General features: G+C 52.3%; 19 protein-coding genes and 1 rRNA gene. 18 read left to right on the top strand and 2 right to left on the bottom strand.

Going from position 1 to position 16843, the window contains the following annotated elements; all coding sequences use genetic code 11:
- The 9 genes from FPZ45_RS23315 (at window position 1) to FPZ45_RS23275 (ending at window position 6595) form a co-directional block, all read left to right on the top strand.
- Window positions 1-1731 (top strand): cache domain-containing sensor histidine kinase, encoded by a 1731-nt coding sequence (locus FPZ45_RS23315; protein WP_342780091.1) that lies wholly within the window; start codon window positions 1-3, stop codon window positions 1729-1731.
- Between the two features lie 55 nt (window positions 1732-1786).
- Entirely contained in the window at window positions 1787-2992 is a 1206-nt protein-coding gene (locus FPZ45_RS23310) for a M24 family metallopeptidase (protein ID WP_144707037.1), read from the top strand.
- A 134-nt stretch (window positions 2993-3126) separates the two neighbouring features.
- Window positions 3127-3687, top strand: a complete 561-nt coding sequence (sigY, locus tag FPZ45_RS23305) for an RNA polymerase sigma factor SigY (RefSeq protein WP_246120557.1) — start codon at window positions 3127-3129, stop codon at window positions 3685-3687.
- Window positions 3656-4003 (top strand): YxlC family protein, encoded by a 348-nt coding sequence (locus FPZ45_RS23300; RefSeq protein ID WP_144707035.1) that lies wholly within the window; start codon window positions 3656-3658, stop codon window positions 4001-4003. Before sigY ends, FPZ45_RS23300 begins: the two co-directional genes overlap by 32 nt.
- A complete protein-coding gene (locus tag FPZ45_RS23295; protein ID WP_144707033.1) occupies window positions 3996-4250 on the top strand; it encodes a hypothetical protein in 255 nt (84 codons plus the stop codon). The genes FPZ45_RS23300 and FPZ45_RS23295 overlap by 8 nt, the downstream gene beginning before the upstream one ends.
- The gene (locus FPZ45_RS23290; protein ID WP_144707031.1) at window positions 4243-4437 is read left to right on the top strand and encodes a PLD nuclease N-terminal domain-containing protein; all 195 of its coding nucleotides are present in this window, start codon (window positions 4243-4245) and stop codon (window positions 4435-4437) included. The genes FPZ45_RS23295 and FPZ45_RS23290 overlap by 8 nt, the downstream gene beginning before the upstream one ends.
- Window positions 4437-5351 (top strand): ABC transporter ATP-binding protein, encoded by a 915-nt coding sequence (locus FPZ45_RS23285; protein WP_144707029.1) that lies wholly within the window; start codon window positions 4437-4439, stop codon window positions 5349-5351. Before FPZ45_RS23290 ends, FPZ45_RS23285 begins: the two co-directional genes overlap by 1 nt.
- The gene (locus FPZ45_RS23280) at window positions 5348-6118 is read left to right on the top strand and encodes an ABC transporter permease (RefSeq protein WP_144707027.1); all 771 of its coding nucleotides are present in this window, start codon (window positions 5348-5350) and stop codon (window positions 6116-6118) included. Before FPZ45_RS23285 ends, FPZ45_RS23280 begins: the two co-directional genes overlap by 4 nt.
- 93 nt (window positions 6119-6211) lie before the next feature.
- Window positions 6212-6595, top strand: coding sequence for an ATPase (locus tag FPZ45_RS23275; protein ID WP_144707025.1), 384 nt, complete (start codon window positions 6212-6214; stop codon window positions 6593-6595).
- Between the two features lie 75 nt (window positions 6596-6670).
- Here the strand turns inward: FPZ45_RS23275 and FPZ45_RS23270 are convergent, their stop codons facing one another.
- A complete protein-coding gene (locus FPZ45_RS23270) occupies window positions 6671-7729 on the bottom strand; it encodes an EAL domain-containing protein (RefSeq protein ID WP_186438532.1) in 1059 nt (352 codons plus the stop codon).
- 145 nt (window positions 7730-7874) lie between these two features.
- Here FPZ45_RS23270 and gatC point away from each other — a divergent pair, with 145 nt between their 5' ends.
- The 7 genes from gatC to FPZ45_RS23235 all read left to right on the top strand — a co-directional run bounded on the left by gatC (window position 7875) and on the right by FPZ45_RS23235 (window position 14900).
- Window positions 7875-8162: an Asp-tRNA(Asn)/Glu-tRNA(Gln) amidotransferase subunit GatC gene (gene gatC, locus FPZ45_RS23265; protein WP_144707021.1), complete on the top strand. Its 288-nt coding sequence runs from the start codon at window positions 7875-7877 to the stop codon at window positions 8160-8162.
- A 19-nt stretch (window positions 8163-8181) separates the two neighbouring features.
- Window positions 8182-9642: an Asp-tRNA(Asn)/Glu-tRNA(Gln) amidotransferase subunit GatA gene (gene gatA / locus FPZ45_RS23260; RefSeq protein WP_144707019.1), complete on the top strand. Its 1461-nt coding sequence runs from the start codon at window positions 8182-8184 to the stop codon at window positions 9640-9642.
- A gap of 12 nt (window positions 9643-9654) precedes the next feature.
- Window positions 9655-11088, top strand: a complete 1434-nt coding sequence (gene gatB / locus FPZ45_RS23255) for an Asp-tRNA(Asn)/Glu-tRNA(Gln) amidotransferase subunit GatB (RefSeq protein ID WP_144707017.1) — start codon at window positions 9655-9657, stop codon at window positions 11086-11088.
- Between the two features lie 71 nt (window positions 11089-11159).
- Window positions 11160-11654, top strand: coding sequence for a GNAT family N-acetyltransferase (locus FPZ45_RS23250; RefSeq protein ID WP_186438531.1), 495 nt, complete (start codon window positions 11160-11162; stop codon window positions 11652-11654).
- A 138-nt stretch (window positions 11655-11792) separates the two neighbouring features.
- A complete protein-coding gene (locus FPZ45_RS23245; RefSeq protein WP_144707013.1) occupies window positions 11793-12458 on the top strand; it encodes a DUF6677 family protein in 666 nt (221 codons plus the stop codon).
- Window positions 12459-12562: 104 nt separating this feature from the next.
- A complete protein-coding gene (locus tag FPZ45_RS23240; protein WP_144707011.1) occupies window positions 12563-12994 on the top strand; it encodes a Fur family transcriptional regulator in 432 nt (143 codons plus the stop codon).
- Between the two features lie 166 nt (window positions 12995-13160).
- Window positions 13161-14900 carry a glycosyl hydrolase family 18 protein gene (locus FPZ45_RS23235; protein WP_144707009.1) on the top strand — a complete coding sequence of 580 codons (1740 nt, stop codon included), beginning with the start codon at window positions 13161-13163 and terminating at the stop codon, window positions 14898-14900.
- An 83-nt stretch (window positions 14901-14983) separates the two neighbouring features.
- Here the strand turns inward: FPZ45_RS23235 and FPZ45_RS23230 are convergent, their stop codons facing one another.
- The gene (locus FPZ45_RS23230; protein WP_144707007.1) at window positions 14984-15367 is read right to left on the bottom strand and encodes a DUF2614 family zinc ribbon-containing protein; all 384 of its coding nucleotides are present in this window, start codon (window positions 15365-15367) and stop codon (window positions 14984-14986) included.
- Window positions 15368-15547: 180 nt separating this feature from the next.
- Here FPZ45_RS23230 and FPZ45_RS23225 point away from each other — a divergent pair, with 180 nt between their 5' ends.
- Both FPZ45_RS23225 and FPZ45_RS23220 read left to right on the top strand, forming a co-directional pair.
- Complete coding sequence (locus tag FPZ45_RS23225; protein WP_144707005.1) at window positions 15548-16432, top strand: nucleotidyltransferase-like protein; 885 nt, start codon at window positions 15548-15550, stop codon at window positions 16430-16432.
- Window positions 16433-16728: 296 nt separating this feature from the next.
- Window positions 16729-16843 (top strand): 16S ribosomal RNA (locus tag FPZ45_RS23220); the annotation flags it as partial.

Here is a 16843-nt window from a genome sequence, read left to right as displayed (position 1 = left end):
GTGGGGAGATTGTTTCAATTCGGCTACAAGCTGATGTTCTCCTATGTCGTATTCATCACGATTCCCGTTCTCATCATCGGGTATTTTTCCTATTCGATCTTTAATGATTCGATTCGAAATCAAACCCGCGTCAACATCCAAGGCACGCTTAAGCAAATGAAAGATAATATCGCTTCTCAGCGGGGGGAGCTAGAGCGGGTTGCGGATGTGCTGTACCAGGATGCGACGCTAGCGAAGCACTTGAACAGCTATCAGCCGGGTTGGGAAAAGTACTTTGCGCTAACGGAATATTCATTGCCTAAGTTTCGTACAGCCATCGAGACGACAACACAAAATATTTGGTTGTCCATTTACATCCATAACGAATTAATGCCGGAAATCTATCATGTTTACGGTGGTGCGGATCCGCTTCTAAGAGAGCCTCAGTTGCTCGATATATATAATATTCGGCGCATTACCGACAAGACTTGGTACATAGATCTTCCCAAAGAAGAGTATGGGATGACCAAACAGTGGATGCAGATTGAAGACGATGAGCCGTTTCGGAGAATCTCCTTCGTGCGTCGGTTGGTGGATATGCCGTTTCCTCCTCATATTAGGGAGGTCGGTTTAATGCGCGTAAGCGTACACTTATCCGAGCTATTTCGCAGCGTCAATTATCAAGAAATCGGCAATAACAGCGCTCTGATTGTCGCAGATGCCGGTGGCCGAGTGATTTATTCATCTGGAGATATCTCAGATTTGCAAGGATTGGATTGGAGCGAGAGCTCGGCTGGTGACCGGTTAATCATTCGTCAACCGCTTCCGGGATTGCCTTATGAGCTTATCGCGGCAGTATCGGCAGACATCTTGGACAAAGATGCCAAGAAAGTGACGACGCTCACCGCGGTCGTCTGTTCTATTTGTTTTCTTGTGTTTTCCTTTGTGGCCGCCTTGGTTTCCAGTTATTTTACGAAACGAGTCATGAAAATCGTGGCAGTGCTGAAAGCTTTCCGCGAAGGAGATTTTCACAAAAGGCTGTATCTGAAAGGGAACGACGAGTTCTATCAGATTGCTCAGGCACTGAACGAGTTGGGGCAGAATACTCATCAATTGATCGAAAAAGTGTACGTGACCAACCTTAAAAAGAAGGAAGCCGAGCTGGAATCGATGCAGGCGCAGGTCAACCCGCACTTTTTATATAACACACTCTCTTCGATCAGCAGGCTGGCGAAATTCGGAGAGGTAGAAAAGCAGCATCAAATGATTATGAACTTGGCCACGTTCTACCGCTTGTCATTGAATGACGGCCGAATGATCATCTCGGTACGCAAAGAACTGGAGCAGGTGCAGGCGTATCTGGATATTCAGAAGGTCAAATACGAAGAGCGGTTGAGCGTCAAGTTCGACGTGAGCCCGGACGTGATCCGATATGATACAATGAAGCTGATATTGCAGCCTTTCGTTGAAAATGTGTTAAAACATGCGTGGTGCGCGGATCGGATCCACATCCGGATTACCGGAGAGCTGTCGAAGGATATGATTGTATTCTGTGTAATCGATGACGGTGTTGGCATGACGGCACAGCGAATCAAGGAGATATTGGATCCGGAGGATACGGGCGGATCAGGCTATGGCGTACGAAATGTAGATCAACGGATCAAACTTCATTATGGCAAAGATTACGGCGTATATATTTATAGCAGGCCTGGAATCGGGACGACCGTCAGGATTACGATCCCGGCCATGTAACTGAGAATAAGCTTGAAACAGACGACAACATTACTTAATCGTGGGAGCTCCTAACATGCAAAAAGAACCGTCGTTAGATGAATGGATACACCGCAGAGTTCGGTTGCAATCAAAGCTTGCTAAGGCCGACATGGACGGCTGCCTGATTACCCAGAATGTCGGAATATACTATTACACAGGTTCGATGCAGTCAGGGTATTTGTTCGTGCCAGCTGAAGGTGAACCGACTTATTATGTTAGAAGAAGTTATGTTCGCGCGCTTGAGGAATCCAAGGTTAGGACGGTGGAATTGGGATCGTTTCGCGTTTTCGGCGAGCAATTGAAGGCGGATTATCCCGAACGATTCACGGAAGCGGGACAACCTGTGCGGATCGGTGCCGATCTTGACGTGATGCCCGCCCAGCTATACATGAGATTGGGACAAGCGATCCCTTCCGCGCAATTGTTAGATGTTTCGTCGATTCTACGCAGCGAGCGAAGCGTGAAGTCCGCTTATGAGATCGGGCGGATTTCGCATGCGGCGGAAGTTGTCGCAGCCGCGCTGGAAGAGGGCCTCGCAAGCTTGAGGGAAGGGATGACGGAGCTGGAACTGATGGCCGTCATCGAGAATGGTACTCGCAGGAGAGGTCACATCGGACTGATGAGAATGCGTGGCTATAACCAGGAGATTATGACGGGCATCGTATCTGCGGGCGAAGCGGCGGCCGAGCCCTCGTATTTTGACGGACCTGCGGGCGGAAGAGGGCTATCTCCGGCTGCTCCGAAGAGCGTCAGTCTACGCCCGATCGGCCGAAACGAGCCGATCCTACTCGATCTCGGCTGCTGCATCGACGGCTATGTCATCGATCAAACCCGCACAGCGGTGATCGGCAAGCTTGCGCCGGAATTGATGTCCGCCTACCGGACGTCCGAAGAAATTATCCGAAGCAGCGAGCGGCTGCTTCGTCCGGGAATGGCGCCCGAGCAAATCTACGTTCAAGCGCTTGAAATGGCGGAGTCCGCAGGGCTGGCCGGCCACTTCATGGGTTATGGGAAAGATCAAGTGAAGTTCCTTGGTCATGGAATCGGTCTTGAGATCGACGAATGGCCGGTGCTTGCACGAGGTTTCAGAGAACCGCTGGAGCCTGGAATGACGATTGCGGTAGAGCCGAAATTCACGTTCCCGGGTCAAGGAGTCGTTGGCATCGAGAATACGTATCTGATCACCGAGGATGGCTGCCGGGCTTTAACCGTATCGCCGGAGAAGTTGTACGAGCTGTAACATTCAAATGGAGAAGAAGCCGAAAATCGAGAAGGTTTTCGGTTTTTTTTGTATCGCGTGAACGATCTCATGTCCTCATTCGTATAAGTGGCGATATACGTTACATCCTATTTCGATAGATGTTGAGGAGGCGGGTGCTAAACAATATGGTTCAATTGGGCACTAACTCCCATGCGGGACGGCTATCGGATGCGGAGTTGGCAAACTTGCTGCGCGAGCACTATGCTTTCGTTTTTCATTATTTATTAAAAGTTACGATGGACCGTTCCGTCGCCGAAGATATGACCCAAGAAACGATGATCCGGGCGATTGAGAAAATCGATCGATACGACGGCAGCTCCAAGTTTTCCACATGGCTCATTACGATCGGTACGAGGTTATTTCTAGATGCCGTTCGCAGGAAGAAAAGGGAAACGGCCATATTGAAAGAAGAAGGCCGCATGTCCGCTTTTCAATGGGAAACGATGTACCGGGGCGCCGAATGGACGGAACTGATGGCGTGTTTGGAGAAGATGGAACGGGAAGAAAGAATGCCGCTCGTGCTGAAACACTACTATGGATATACCTACGAGGAAATCGGAGAAATGATGGCTCTTCCCGTTGGCACGGTCAAATCGAGAATTCATAACAGCATTCGAAAAATTCGAGAGGAGTGGGGAGACGATGACGCGATCCGGCCGAGAAACCGAGGATGAAATCAATCTGGCGCTTAAGCAGGCTTGGGACGATCTTGAGGCTGTGTATCCGGTAGCTCCCGCACGGCCTGAAGTTTGGAATACCCTCGTCCGGGAACGGCGAAAAACCGTCAGAAGAAAGTTATGGAGAGAACTGATTCTATTTTGGGCGGTCGCTCTTCCGGTCGTTACGGGATTGATGCTGCTGGGAAGAGGGCTGTCGGGAATTCCCGTCGCCTTCTGGGCTTTTCAGGTTCTCTCCGCAGGAATAGGTATCCCGGTGCTTTTCAGCGAAATAAGAGGGGCTCGACGCAAGGAGCCGGACGCTTATGAATGAACTTGCGAAGGTGGATTGGCGATTATGGTTAGGTATCGGAATACTGCTATTCGCGCAGAGTACGGGATTGTTCCTGCATGCCAGATCCCGAGGCAGGAAAGCTTGGTTTTGGGGACTATGGGGATTGACGCATTTTCCCTCGCCGTTGATGACCTATTTGTTATTGCAAGTTTGGAAGAACTATAAGAAGAAACGACAGACGAAAGCGGCGGAAAATAACCTTAAAGGAGCGAAGAAAGATGGATAATTCCCAGCTCGTGCTCATTTTGATTCCGGTAGCCATCATTCAGCTGATTTTGATGGTCACCGCGCTCATTTATTTATTTCGCGCCCATGCCGTCCGGGGGAACAAGTGGATGTGGGTTGCGATTATCGTTTTGCTTAATATCGTGGGGCCGATCCTGTTTTTCGCGTTCGGTAGAAAGGATACGTGATGAACAACATTGTGGTCGCCGAAAATCTGTCGCGAAGCTTCGGCAGAACGGAGGCGCTTAAAGAGGCCAGCTTCGCGATCGGGGAGAAGCGCTGCATTGCGTTGCTCGGACCTAATGGAGCCGGAAAAACGACGACCCTCTCCATTCTAGCCGGTCTGTTGGAGCCGTCGTCAGGCAATCTTAAGACAAGCGGAGAGTTGTCTGGGGACCGAAGACAGTGGATGGGCTTTCTGCCACAGCAGCCGGCGTTTTTCGGATGGATGACCGGGCGCGAAACGGTGATGACGGCCGGTCGACTCTGCGGCTTGTCCGCGACCGAAGCGGCTAGACGAAGCGAAGAGCTTCTTGAAGCCGCCGGCTTGAAGGATGCGGCCCACCGCCCGGTCGCGGGGTATTCCGGGGGCATGAAGCAGAGGCTGGGTCTCGCGCAGGCGGTCATTCATCGACCCCGCCTTCTATTGCTAGACGAACCCGTATCCGCGCTGGACCCGATCGGCAGGCGGGACGTTCTTGAGATGCTTGCCGTGTGGAAACAAGAGATGACGATCTTGCTGTCTACTCACGTCCTGCATGATGCCGAACAGATCTGCGACGAATTGATCTTGATGAACAAAGGACAAGTCGTCATGCAAGGCGAGATGGAACAGCTTCGCCAAGCCGCGGGCAAGCCTTTCTTGAGAGTTGTCGCGGAGGAGAGCGAGAATGCGAGCCGATGGATTGCCGGATTGCGGGATTTGCCTGAGGCGTTAAAAGTTGAGGAAGAGCGAAACCAATGCCGAATCGAGACGGACGATATGGATGCTTTGCGCGATAAGGTGCTTAGAAGCGCTTTGGACCAAGGGGTCAAGCTGAGAACGTTCGAGGTCGGACGCAAATCGTTGGAGATCTGGTTCATGGAGGCGCTACGGACATGAAAGTATACGGGGTATTACTCGTCAAAGAGCTGCGGGAGGCGCTGCGGACAGGTAAGTTGATCTGGCTGCCGGCGGTCTTCGTCCTGCTCGGCCTTATCCAGCCGATAAGCGCAAAATTTATGCCGGACATTATCGCTGCCGCGGGAAGTCTGCCGGAAGGCGCAATGATTCAAATCCCGATTCCGAAGCCCGGCGAAGTGTTAGGGCAGACTTTAAGCCAATTTGGAACGATCGGCGTGCTCGCGATATGCCTGGCGTACATGGGGACGATATCCGGCGAGAAGAGGAACGGGACTGCTGCTTGGATTCTGGTGAAACCGGTCGCTCGCCTGGCTTATGTCGCATCCAAATGGACCGCTTTGTGTTTGATCGTCGGCTTTGCTTTCCTCTTGGGCTATGGCGGCGCTTGGTATTATACAAATCTGCTGATCGGCGTCGCGGATGCGGCGACAGTCGCGGTCTCGGGGTTCCTATACTTCGCTTGGCTGGTATTCGTCGGAACGGTCACCATAGCGGCCAGCGCATGGATTCGTTCTCCCGCCGGAGCGGCATTCTCCGCTTTCGGGTTTGCGATCGTTCTTCAAATCGTCAGAGGCTTGTTCGAAAACCGGCTTTCGTGGCTCCCCTCCGGACTGAATAACGCGGCGATTGCCGGATTAGCGGCTGGAGAAACCCCCTCGTGGGCAGTTGCGGCTTCCGTGACGGCCGTATGCGTCATGGCGCTAATCACGATAGCGGTCAAAGGAGCGAATGCGGCTAGACTTTAAATTTTCCCTTCACTAGAATGACAGTATTTGCATAAGGTCATACTTTTCTAGTAGGATAGTAGTATTACCGGGAAATTAGGGGGGAGAATCGGTATGCTGCAACTGGGGGAAAGAATCGTCATCGTGGACGACCGGTTTGAACAAAATTTGCCTGTAGGCGAATACGGTTACGTCATCGCGTACGATCGCAATAACGATAGCGCGTTCGATTATATTATTCGGGTTCCGAAAGCAAATAGACAATTTTACGTTCCTAGCGAGGATATCGAATTGGAAAGAACTTTGCTAGAGCTCGAAGCGGAGCGGATCGAGAGGGAAGCTCTGATCGATTACGCGCTCGTTACGCGCAACGAGGATTTATTCAAGCGGATCATGAACGGCGGCAAAGAGGAGGAGCAATCCACCGACGAGTCGAGCAATGACGTGCTCAGCCGGGATGAGTTCATCCGTCAAGTCAACCTGAAAGCTTGGATCTAAGCGGCGACCCCGCATAAACACGCAAACGCACCGAAACGCTCGGCTAGGCCGAAGTCGTTCGGTGCGTTTTGTTTGTTACAATACCGCCGCCGGAGCGGGGATGGGAACGGGCGCGGCCCGGCCGAAGAGATATCCCTGAAACAACGGCACGCCGGCTTGCTTTAAGTAGTTCCATTCCTCTAGCCGCTCTACGCCTTCAGCCAATACAACGCCATTGAACCGAGATACCCGTTCGAGCAAACGGTCGATATAGCGTTGTTTGTCGGTATCTTGATCGCACCGGCTAACCCATCTTCGATCCATTTTCACATAGTCGGGCTGAAGCCTTTCGACGACGTCCAGAGTCGCGAAGCCGCTGCCGACATCGTCAAGCGCGACCCTGACGCCTTCCTTGCGATAGACGGAGAACACGTCGGGCAGCCTCGGATCGTCCAACGGTTCGGACTCCATGACCTCGAAGACGCAGTCCCGTGGATCGGTTCCGGTTTCTCGCATCGCGTCGAAAATACATTTCAAGCACGCATCCGGCTGATGCAGGGAGGAAGGGAGAAAGTTAACGAAACGGAGCATCCCCGGAGCAAGATGAGCGGCGCCCATACGAACGGCCAGCAGCCGCGCCGCACGGTCCAAGAAAGAATGCTGGCCGATTTTGCGTGCGGTCTCGAACAGCTCTGCCGGACGGAATGGAGCCTGTTCAGGCAAAGACCGCGTCAGAAATTCGTATCCGACGATGCTCCCGTTCGTTTGAACGATCGGTTGCAAGTACAGCGTATATGCCCGGTGCAAAATATAATCGGCAATGCTCGTTCCGCCCACTTCTCCGAACAGCTCCGCGAGCGGAATCCAGCCGTCCTTCTCGGCTTCTCCGGAGGAATCCTCCTTGGAATCATATCCGATACGGCATCTTGCTCTGAGAGCGGCTTCCGACGGAAGTCGACGTTGCAGCTTGCTCATCAGGTTCAGAAGCTTCCTGTCCTCGTCGTAGCGCATGGCAAGCGGCGAAGCGTCGGACGCGGAAAATTCCGCGAGAGCTTCTGTCAGGACCGCGAGAGTATCCTGATCCTCCGCGGCGAATTCCACCAATCCGGCATCCTTTAGCGGCATGGAAGATGACGCTCTATGGTAACTGCGCATCGCGGCTTTCACTCCCTTTTGTTCAGGTTGTATTAACCTTGTTGATAGCTGCTTAAAGCTTCCCGGACTCATTGAGTTCCCTTAGTTTGTCCGATATAATGAAAAGAATGAGCGGATATGCGGAAATTAAGGAGGGTTACGGAATATGAGCATAACGATCAAGGATGTCGAGCATGTGGCGAATTTGGCGCGACTCGATCTGTCCGACGCGGAGAAGGAACAATTCGCGGGACAGTTGAACGCGATTCTTAAATATGCCGAGAAATTAAATGAATTGGATGCGGACGGCATTGAGCCGACCAGCCACGTACTGCCTCTGGCCAACGTGATGAGAGAAGACGAAGTCAAACCGTCTTGGCCGATCGAGAAAGTACTTCGCAACGCTCCGGAAGAAGAAGAAGGGCAGTTCAAGGTGCCTGCGGTTCTGGAATAACGATTAGGAGGAGCATAGCATGTCGGTTTTTGAACTTAAACTGTCCGAATTACATAATCGGCTTAAAAACAAACAATTATCCGTAACCGAGCTGGTGGATCATTCTTTTAAGCGGATATCCGATACAGACGGCAAGATCGGCGCGTTCTTGGCGCTGAACGAAGAGGGAGCGCGCCAGCAAGCGCAAGCGCTGGATGCTCAGCTCGCCGCGGGCGGAGAACGCGGATTATTGTTCGGAGTCCCTGCCGGGATCAAGGACAACATCGTCACCGAGGGACTTCGCACGACTTGCGGAAGCAAGTTCCTGGAAAATCACGATCCGATCTATGATGCGACCGTCGTTACCAAACTACGGGCGGCGCAAGCCGTTACGATCGGGAAGCTCAATATGGATGAATTCGCGATGGGCGGCTCCAACGAGAATTCGGCCTACGGTCCGGTTCGCAACCCGTGGGATACGGAACGCGTTCCCGGCGGATCGAGCGGCGGTTCTGCGGCATCGGTCGCGGCAGGACAAGTCTATTTTTCGCTCGGTTCGGATACGGGCGGTTCGATTCGTCAACCCGCGGCTTATTGCGGCGTAGTAGGACTCAAGCCCACTTACGGACTCGTATCCCGTTTCGGCTTAGTGGCGTTCGCGTCTTCGCTCGATCAGATCGGGCCGATCACGAAAAACGTGGAAGATTCGGCTTACGTTCTGCAAGCGATCGCAGGTCATGACGAGCGGGATACGACTTCCGCCAACGTGAACGTTCCGGATTACTTGTCGGCATTAACCGGCGACGTCAAGGGACTGCGCATCGGCGTGGCTAAAGAATATTTGGGCCAAGGCATCGATCCGCAAGTGAAAGAGCGCGTGTTGGAAGCACTTAAAGTATTCGAGTCGATGGGCGCTACATGGGAAGAAGTATCGCTTCCGCACACCGATTACGCCATAGCGACTTATTATTTGCTCGCTTCGTCCGAAGCTTCCTCCAATCTGGCCCGTTTCGACGGCGTCCGTTACGGCGTGCGCGCGGACAATCCGGCCAATCTGCTCGATCTCTATCGCCGTTCCCGCAGCGAAGGCTTCGGACCGGAAGTTAAGCGCAGGATCATGTTAGGTACCTATGCGCTGAGCTCGGGCTATTATGACGCTTATTATAAAAAAGCCCAACAAGTGCGGACTTTGATCAAGAGAGATTTCGACCAAGCGTTCGAGAAGTTCGATCTGATCATCGGACCGACGGCGCCAACGCCCGCGTTTAAGCTTGGCGAGCAAGTCGGCGATCCGCTCACGATGTATTTGAACGATATTTGCACGATTCCCGTCAGCCTGGCGGGAGTGCCGGCGATCAGCATCCCTTGCGGGATGGCGGACGGACTGCCCGTAGGCTTGCAGATTATTGGCAAGCCGTTCGACGAATCGACCGTACTGAGAGCGGCGCACGCATTCGAAAGCCAAACCGGGTTTCACGACCTGCGTCCGGCACTGTCTTAGGAGGAGCATAACATGTCCAAATATGAAACGGTCGTCGGCCTCGAAGTGCATGTCGAGTTGCATACGAAATCGAAAATATTCTGCGGATGCTCGACGTCTTTCGGAGCCCCGCCTAATACGCATACATGCCCGGTCTGCTTAGGGCATCCCGGCGTTCTGCCCGTACTGAACCGCCAAGCGGTGGAATACGCGATGAAAGCGGCGATGGCGATCAACTGCGAGATCGCGGAATGGTGCAAATTCGACCGCAAAAACTATTTTTATCCCGATTCGCCGAAAGCTTACCAAATTTCGCAATACGATCAGCCGATCGGACAGAACGGTTGGATCGATATCGAAGTGAACGGCCAGACGAAACGGATCGGCATTACCCGCCTTCACTTAGAAGAAGATGCGGGCAAGCTGACGCACATCGACGGAGGCTACGGCTCGCTCGTCGACTTGAACCGCGTAGGTACGCCGCTCGTGGAGATCGTATCGGAGCCGGACATTCGTTCTCCGGAAGAGGCGAAAGCATATTTGGAGAAACTTCGGGCGATCATGCAATACTGCGACGTCTCCGACGTCAAGATGGAGGAAGGCAGCCTGCGCTGCGACGCCAACATCAGCATTCGTCCGTACGGACAGAAGGAATTCGGCACACGCGCGGAGCTGAAGAACATGAACTCCTTCCGCGGTGTTCAGCGCGGATTGGAATACGAGGAACTGCGCCAAGCGGACGTACTGGACGGCGGAGGTAAAGTCGTTCAGGAAACGCGCCGTTGGGACGAAAACCAAGGCAAAACGATCAGCATGCGCGGTAAGGAAGAAGCGCACGACTATCGTTATTTTCCTGATCCGGATTTGGTGCGCCTGCATATCGACGACGAATGGAAAGCTCGCGTTCTGGCTTCGATTCCGGAGCTGCCGGATGCCCGTCAAGCCCGTTACATCCAAGAATACGGGCTATCCTCCTATGACGCGGGCGTGTTGACGGCATCGATGAAACTCGCCGATTTCTTCGAAGAGAGCTTGAAGCATACGAGCGATGCCAAAGCGTCGGCGAACTGGATTATGGGCGAACTGCTCGGCTACTTGAACGCGAACAATCTGGAGCTTGACGGCGTTAAGATAACCGGCCAAGGCTTGGGCGAGATGATCCAATTGATCGAGAAGGGCACGATCAGCAACAAAATCGCCAAAACCGTGTTCAAAGGCTTGATCGAAACGGGCAAATCCCCGCAACAGATCGTCGAAGAACAAGGTCTCGTGCAAATCAGCGACGAAGGGGCGATTCTGGCGATCGTCGACGCGGTGATCGCGGCGAACCCGCAGTCCGTTGAAGATTTCCGCAACGGTAAAGAGAAGGCGATCGGATTCCTCGTCGGGCAAATCATGAAAGAAACGAAAGGCAAAGCGAACCCGGGGCTTGTCAACAAGCTGCTCGTGGATCGCTTGAACGCATAGCACGAAGTCGAAACGGCAAGCTTGCTTAATGGCGAGTTTGCCGTTTTGCTCGATTCATGAGGAGGCAACGCATGAATATTGTTCGGCTGGATATTCGCGATCGCGGAACCGCAGAAGAAATATGGGCGCTGCAGCATCCCGCTTACCGTCTGGAAGCGGCATTGATCGGCGTCTCGGACCTCCCCCCGCTGCGGGACACTGCGGAATCGCTTCAAGCTTGCGGCGAGAACTTTCTAGGATGCTTGAACGATGAGGATGAGATTGTCGGAGCGGTATCCTACGAACGGGAACGGGAAGAATTCTGCACGATCTGCAGATTAATGGTTCATCCGGATTATTTGCGCCGAGGCATCGGGTCGATGCTGCTTGAGCGTTTGCTGTCCGAGGAGCCGCAATCTCTTGTCTGGGAAGTTACCGCGGAAATCCGGAATTATCCCGCTCTTGCCTTATATGAACGATTCGGATTCGAGCGCCAAGATACGCTAAAGCCGATACCGGAAATCGAAATGGTTCGTCTCGTTCGTCTCGCCGTTCCAGAGAACGGCAAGTTATCTTCTCCGACTTAAGCCTAGGTATCGCCCCGTCCGAAAACCGTTGTTCGGTCAAAAACGAGCATGCTAGAATAAATAAACAGGATCATGCGGTTCACGGAAAGGATATACCCAAGATCGTGGACACGGAATACACAGTCGGAGGGATTAGTCATGAAAGAATCGGACAATTGGAATCGCCCGGACGAATATCCGCCGCCCCCTAGGCCGGATGCGGGCGAACCAATGCACAAGGGACCCTGGCAGGGGTACGGAGTTCCCCAAGGTTATCCACAGACGCAGCACAGCGGAACGGCAAAAAGAAAATTCGTCGCGGGGTTGCTGGCCTTCTTTGTTCCGGGAACCGGGCATATGTATCTAGGACTGATGGTGAAAGGTATCGTCCTGATGCTGCTCATCGCGTTGGATATTACGGCGATCGTACATGTCGCAGAGGGCGAAAACATTTTATCCGTCGTACTGCTCAGTTTGCTGCTCCCGATTATTTATTTCTATAACTTGTTCGATGCGATTCAAAGTACGGAAGTCGTTAACGACTTCCGCGCATCCCGCGCCATGAATCCTCAAATATGGGGGAACGGGACCGGCGGTCAAATGCCATCTCCTGCGGGAAATGAGCAACTGCCCCGCAACATGCCGCCCGTCGCGATTCTCGTTCTTGCGGCAGCTGGCGTCGTCATTTTGCTGATGTCGGGATTCAACTGGCGGAACTGGTTGTTTGATTCCGTCGGCTCCGCCCTGGGGGCTCTCGTGCTGATTGGGGCGGGCGTCGCTTTGTGGTTCTGGGAAGGACGCGGGCGTTCGCATAAACGGAATTAGGGCGGCTCATAAGGATCGGGATGTATCTTCCATTGACAATGGTCGAATGCTAAACGTAGAATAAGGCTATATACGCAGAAGTTATACGAAAGGCTGTGAGGAGCATGGAATCCAAGGTTGAGCATGCCGTGGACCAGCTCAAATCCGGAGGCATCCGGATGACCCCGCAACGTTATGCCATTTTGCAATATCTAATGGAATCCTATACGCATCCGACCGCTGACGATATTTTTCGCGCGCTGTCTCCGCAGTATCCGAGCCTAAGTGTTGCGACGGTTTATAACAATCTAAAGGTATTCGTCGATGCCGGTCTCGTTCGTGAGTTGACCTACGGCGATGATTCAAGTCGTTTTGATGCCGATATGTCAGACCATTATCATGTGACCTGCACGAACTGCGGTACGATCGTCGATTTCGATCACCCGCCGGTCAGGGAAGTGGAACAGGCCGCTGCCGCATCGACCGGGTTCAGTGTTTTCGGCCATAGGCTGGAAATATACGGGCTGTGTCCAACTTGCAAGGGCATGCATTCTTAAGCGATTTCCGATACATTATCAAGCACGCGGGGTTAAAGCCTTAGCGTGCTTTTTCATTACGGTGGCTGTGACTGTTCCGAAACTAGAAACCTATCGATCGTTCGGTTCGTATTTTTAATAGGACAAGCGTTGCATCCAGATGATCAGAAACGGAGAGTGAAGGGATTTGAATACCGAATTACCGATCGGACCGCGCCGAGCGCGCAGAAGATCCGGCGGATGGCTGTTCTTGTTGCTGCTCTTCGTTGCGGCTGCTGCCGTCACGATATGGTGGAAAACAAGCCATTCGGCCAATAATTCTTTCGTGACACCCGAATATATGGCGAAAACGGGTCCGATCATGCTTCAAGGAAAATGGACGAAAGGTTATGCCCAAGGAAATGATCAAGGGCTTCTCATTCCCATCGAAATTGCCCGCCAGCTACTTGGAGATGGCGTTCGATACGAGGAGAAAACCGAATCGGTTATATTAACGACGGATACGAAGGTGCTTCATTTCAAGACCGGCGAATTGGACGCGACGCTTAACCGCAAGCCGTCCACGCTAAGATTCGCAGCGAAGAAAGCTGACGGAACATTGTTTTTGCCGATCGCTCCGCTTACGGAACTGTTCGGGATCAAGGCCGAGATCGGAGGATCAACGGGGATCGTGTCCTTGTACGTGCCGGGAGAATCCGTTCAACGCGCGGCAGTTCCGGACAAGACGACCAAGGGAATCAAAATGCGCGAAGGCCCGAATAAATCTTTTCCGATCGTTGAAGCGCTGCCTGCGGGAACCAACTTGCGGATATGGGGAGAAGAGGACGGATGGTATAAAGCCCAATCCAGTTCGGGTCATATCGGGTACGTGTCCAAAACCGGAGTCGCGTTGTTGGAGGTGGAGACGATCTCTCCGACAGACTCGCCCGCCGAACCATTCGTTGCCTGGAAAGGTATCGGCCAAAAAATCAATATGACTTGGGAAGCTGTCTATTCCGCTAATCCGGATACCCATAAGATCGGCGAGCTTCAGGGGGTTAACGTTGTCAGTCCGACTTGGTTCGAGTTGGTCGACGGGAACGGCAACGTTCAAAGCAAAGCCGATGCCGGCTATTCCGCTTGGGCCCGTTCCAAGGGCATGCAAGTGTGGGGACTGTTCAGCAACGGATTCGAACCGGATCGTACGCATGAAGCTCTTTCTTCTTATGAGTCGCGTTATACAATGATCCAGCAGATGCTTGCCTATGCGAAAACGTTCAAGCTTCAAGGCATTAATATCGATTTTGAAAATGTGCATACGAAAGATAAAGATAATCTCGTACAATTCATGCGGGAGTTAGCGCCTCTAATGCACGAGCAAAATCTGGTGTTGTCGATCGACGTGACGCCGAAGTCGGGGAGCGAATTTTGGTCGGCGTTCCTAGATCGCCCTAGGCTAGCTGCAAGCGTTGATTTTATGATGGTGATGGCTTATGACGAGCATTGGGCATCCAGCCCGGTTGCCGGGTCGGTATCCTCGTTGCCGTGGGCGGACAGATCGGTAGAGCGAATCTTGAACGAAGACGGAGTTCCCGCCAGCAAGCTGATATTGGGTGTGCCTTATTACACCCGGATATGGACGGAACAGCCGGATGACAAAGGCGGCGTTAAAGTTTCATCCAAGACGATGAGCATGGACGCCGTCAAGAAATTAATCCAGGACAAAAAGCTTAAACCTGTTTTCGACGAAGAGTCGGGGCAGAACTACGTGGAATTCAATGAAGAGAAGGCGGTCAAGAAGATCTGGATCGAAGATGCGGTGTCCATGAAAGCCAGAGCCGAGCTCGCCAAGAAACACAACTTGGCGGGAATCGCTTCGTGGCGGCGCGGGTTCGAATCGAACGAGATCTGGGGCACGCTGGATGAAGCGCTGCAAACCCGTCCGTAAAGTTAAATGGAAAGGGGATGTCTATTGATTTCCGTCCGGAAATCGAATAGGCATCCCCTTTTTGCACGTGATCATACGATTATTTACGGCTGCGGTTGCAAGGGCGCTTCTTTTGAAGCTTCGGAATTGCCGGCCGCTTGGTCCGTCGCTTTCTCTGGATCCCAAGTCAGAATCGTATGGCAATACATACAGCGATCTGTCGTTCCGAGCATTTTCGTTCTCTTACCGCACTCGGGGCATTCAAGCACCGGCGCGCTAGTAGATAACATGCCTACCCAGAAGTAAATGCCCATGCTGACAAAGCAACTGATCATCCCCAGCACCATGAATACGGCGGCGATAATTTTGCCGACTTCCCCGAACAAGAGGATGCCGCTCGTCCCGAAAACCATGACGCCCATGCCGACCAGCACAAGCAGAAGCCCCCATGTTCGCATCGTCGATATTTTGCTGGCTTTCCATTTCATGTTGTGATCTCCCATCTTCATAAAACATTGATCAAATTTTCTCGCCTGTATCTTAGCAGGAATAAGGACTTGCGTGTAGAAATAGACCTTGATCGCAAAATCAATTATAACTTACATTTCATAGACAGACCACCTTGGTTCGATTCGGCAAGGTCTCGTCTTATTAAAGGTGCGGATAACATGATTCGGACAGAAGCCACTGCTACATACTTAGAACAATTCGGTCAAGAGGAAGGGTTGATCAGTCTTCTTCATATGGAGAATCCCTTCTCGTACCAGCCGGTCATTGACGGCTTGGACCGTCTAGTTCTCATCGTGACCGAAGCGGAAGCTTCGAAAAAGGGCATCGAGCACCGGGTTTGGAACGACATTCGAATCCAAGTCAGGCGAGTGACGCCCGAGCAGCTCGAAAGCTGGATCGTGAGCAGTTCCAACCGCGGCAGCGCATATTGGCTCATCCAAGGGGATATTATCGTCGATAGGGACGATTATTTAGCGACGCTAAGGGGGCGTCTTATGGAATGGTCGCCGCTTATTCGGGAACAGAAGCTGTTGAGCGAATTCTCCCGGTTCGTCAGAAGCGCTTTGCAAGCCAAACAAGATCTCAAGGACGGGAAAGTCCTCGACGCCTATTCGAACGTGTTATCTTCTCTTCATTATTGGGCGCATATCGTGCTCGTCGAGGAAGGCATGCATCCCGAATTGACAGTCTGGGAGCAAATGCGCCGAGTCAATCCGGGGATCTATAAGCTATTCGAAGAATTGACGACAAGCGGGGAGACGCTTGAGCAGCGGGTAGAGCTGGTGTTGCTGGCATGCGAATTCGCGATCCTGAATAAGATGGAGTCGTCGTGCGCTTTATTGATTCGGCTAATCGAAAGCCGGAAGGAAGCGTGGTCGCCTTTCGAACTGCAACGGCATCCGGATTTGTCGGGTCTACCGCTTGAGCTGTCCGTTCTTCTATATAAGTTGGTTAACCGGGGCCACATTCGCGAAGTTGCCCAAACTGCGCGACTTGCGCCAAACGGATTGATGGAATTGGAATACACTTCGGCGAAATCATAAAAACAATTCGTAAAATGTCGAAAAAACCGTTGACTTGCTCTATCGATCTATGATAAGTTATATCTCGCCGCTGAAAAAGCTACACGATGCGGACACGGTGAAAATAAAAAATGCAAACAAAATTAAAAATAATGCTTGCATTGAGAGTTCGAACTGTGGTATATTATAAAAGTCGCCGTTAGCGCGGACGACAAAAAAGAAACACCGATTGTTCTTTGAAAACTGAACATTGAGCGTAAGAAACAAAAACGTCGAAAGACGAAACCAGCAATACAGATTGAGCCTTTAGGCTCTCTATTATGGAGAGTTTGATCCTGGCTCAGGACGAACGCTGGCGGCGTGCCTAATACATGCAAGTCGAGCGGAGTTATTTAGGAGCTTGCTCCTGAATGACTTAGCGGCGGACGGGTG

The sequence above is a fragment of the Cohnella terricola genome (assembly GCF_007786475.1).
Taxonomy (GTDB): domain Bacteria; phylum Bacillota; class Bacilli; order Paenibacillales; family Paenibacillaceae; genus Cohnella; species Cohnella terricola.
Note: the sequence above shows the minus strand (reverse complement) of the source record. Positions and strands in the feature narration are given on the sequence as shown.

What these genes read in the sequence shown, in the direction of transcription:
- FPZ45_RS23225 (WP_144707005.1), top strand. Translation starts at nt 15,548, where the DNA reads ATGATTCGGACAGAAGCCACTGCTACATACTTAGAACAATTCGGTCAA.
- FPZ45_RS23285 (WP_144707029.1), top strand. Translation starts at nt 4,437, where the DNA reads ATGAACAACATTGTGGTCGCCGAAAATCTGTCGCGAAGCTTCGGCAGA.
- FPZ45_RS23240 (WP_144707011.1), top strand. Translation starts at nt 12,563, where the DNA reads ATGGAATCCAAGGTTGAGCATGCCGTGGACCAGCTCAAATCCGGAGGC.
- FPZ45_RS23270 (WP_186438532.1), bottom strand. Translation starts at nt 7,729, where the DNA reads ATGCGCAGTTACCATAGAGCGTCATCTTCCATGCCGCTAAAGGATGCC.
- FPZ45_RS23290 (WP_144707031.1), top strand. Translation starts at nt 4,243, where the DNA reads ATGGATAATTCCCAGCTCGTGCTCATTTTGATTCCGGTAGCCATCATT.
- FPZ45_RS23295 (WP_144707033.1), top strand. Translation starts at nt 3,996, where the DNA reads ATGAATGAACTTGCGAAGGTGGATTGGCGATTATGGTTAGGTATCGGA.
- FPZ45_RS23310 (WP_144707037.1), top strand. Translation starts at nt 1,787, where the DNA reads ATGCAAAAAGAACCGTCGTTAGATGAATGGATACACCGCAGAGTTCGG.
- gatC (WP_144707021.1), top strand. Translation starts at nt 7,875, where the DNA reads ATGAGCATAACGATCAAGGATGTCGAGCATGTGGCGAATTTGGCGCGA.
- FPZ45_RS23300 (WP_144707035.1), top strand. Translation starts at nt 3,656, where the DNA reads ATGACGCGATCCGGCCGAGAAACCGAGGATGAAATCAATCTGGCGCTT.
- FPZ45_RS23250 (WP_186438531.1), top strand. Translation starts at nt 11,160, where the DNA reads ATGAATATTGTTCGGCTGGATATTCGCGATCGCGGAACCGCAGAAGAA.
- gatB (WP_144707017.1), top strand. Translation starts at nt 9,655, where the DNA reads ATGTCCAAATATGAAACGGTCGTCGGCCTCGAAGTGCATGTCGAGTTG.
- FPZ45_RS23245 (WP_144707013.1), top strand. Translation starts at nt 11,793, where the DNA reads ATGAAAGAATCGGACAATTGGAATCGCCCGGACGAATATCCGCCGCCC.
- FPZ45_RS23275 (WP_144707025.1), top strand. Translation starts at nt 6,212, where the DNA reads ATGCTGCAACTGGGGGAAAGAATCGTCATCGTGGACGACCGGTTTGAA.
- FPZ45_RS23230 (WP_144707007.1), bottom strand. Translation starts at nt 15,367, where the DNA reads ATGAAATGGAAAGCCAGCAAAATATCGACGATGCGAACATGGGGGCTT.
- gatA (WP_144707019.1), top strand. Translation starts at nt 8,182, where the DNA reads ATGTCGGTTTTTGAACTTAAACTGTCCGAATTACATAATCGGCTTAAA.
- FPZ45_RS23280 (WP_144707027.1), top strand. Translation starts at nt 5,348, where the DNA reads ATGAAAGTATACGGGGTATTACTCGTCAAAGAGCTGCGGGAGGCGCTG.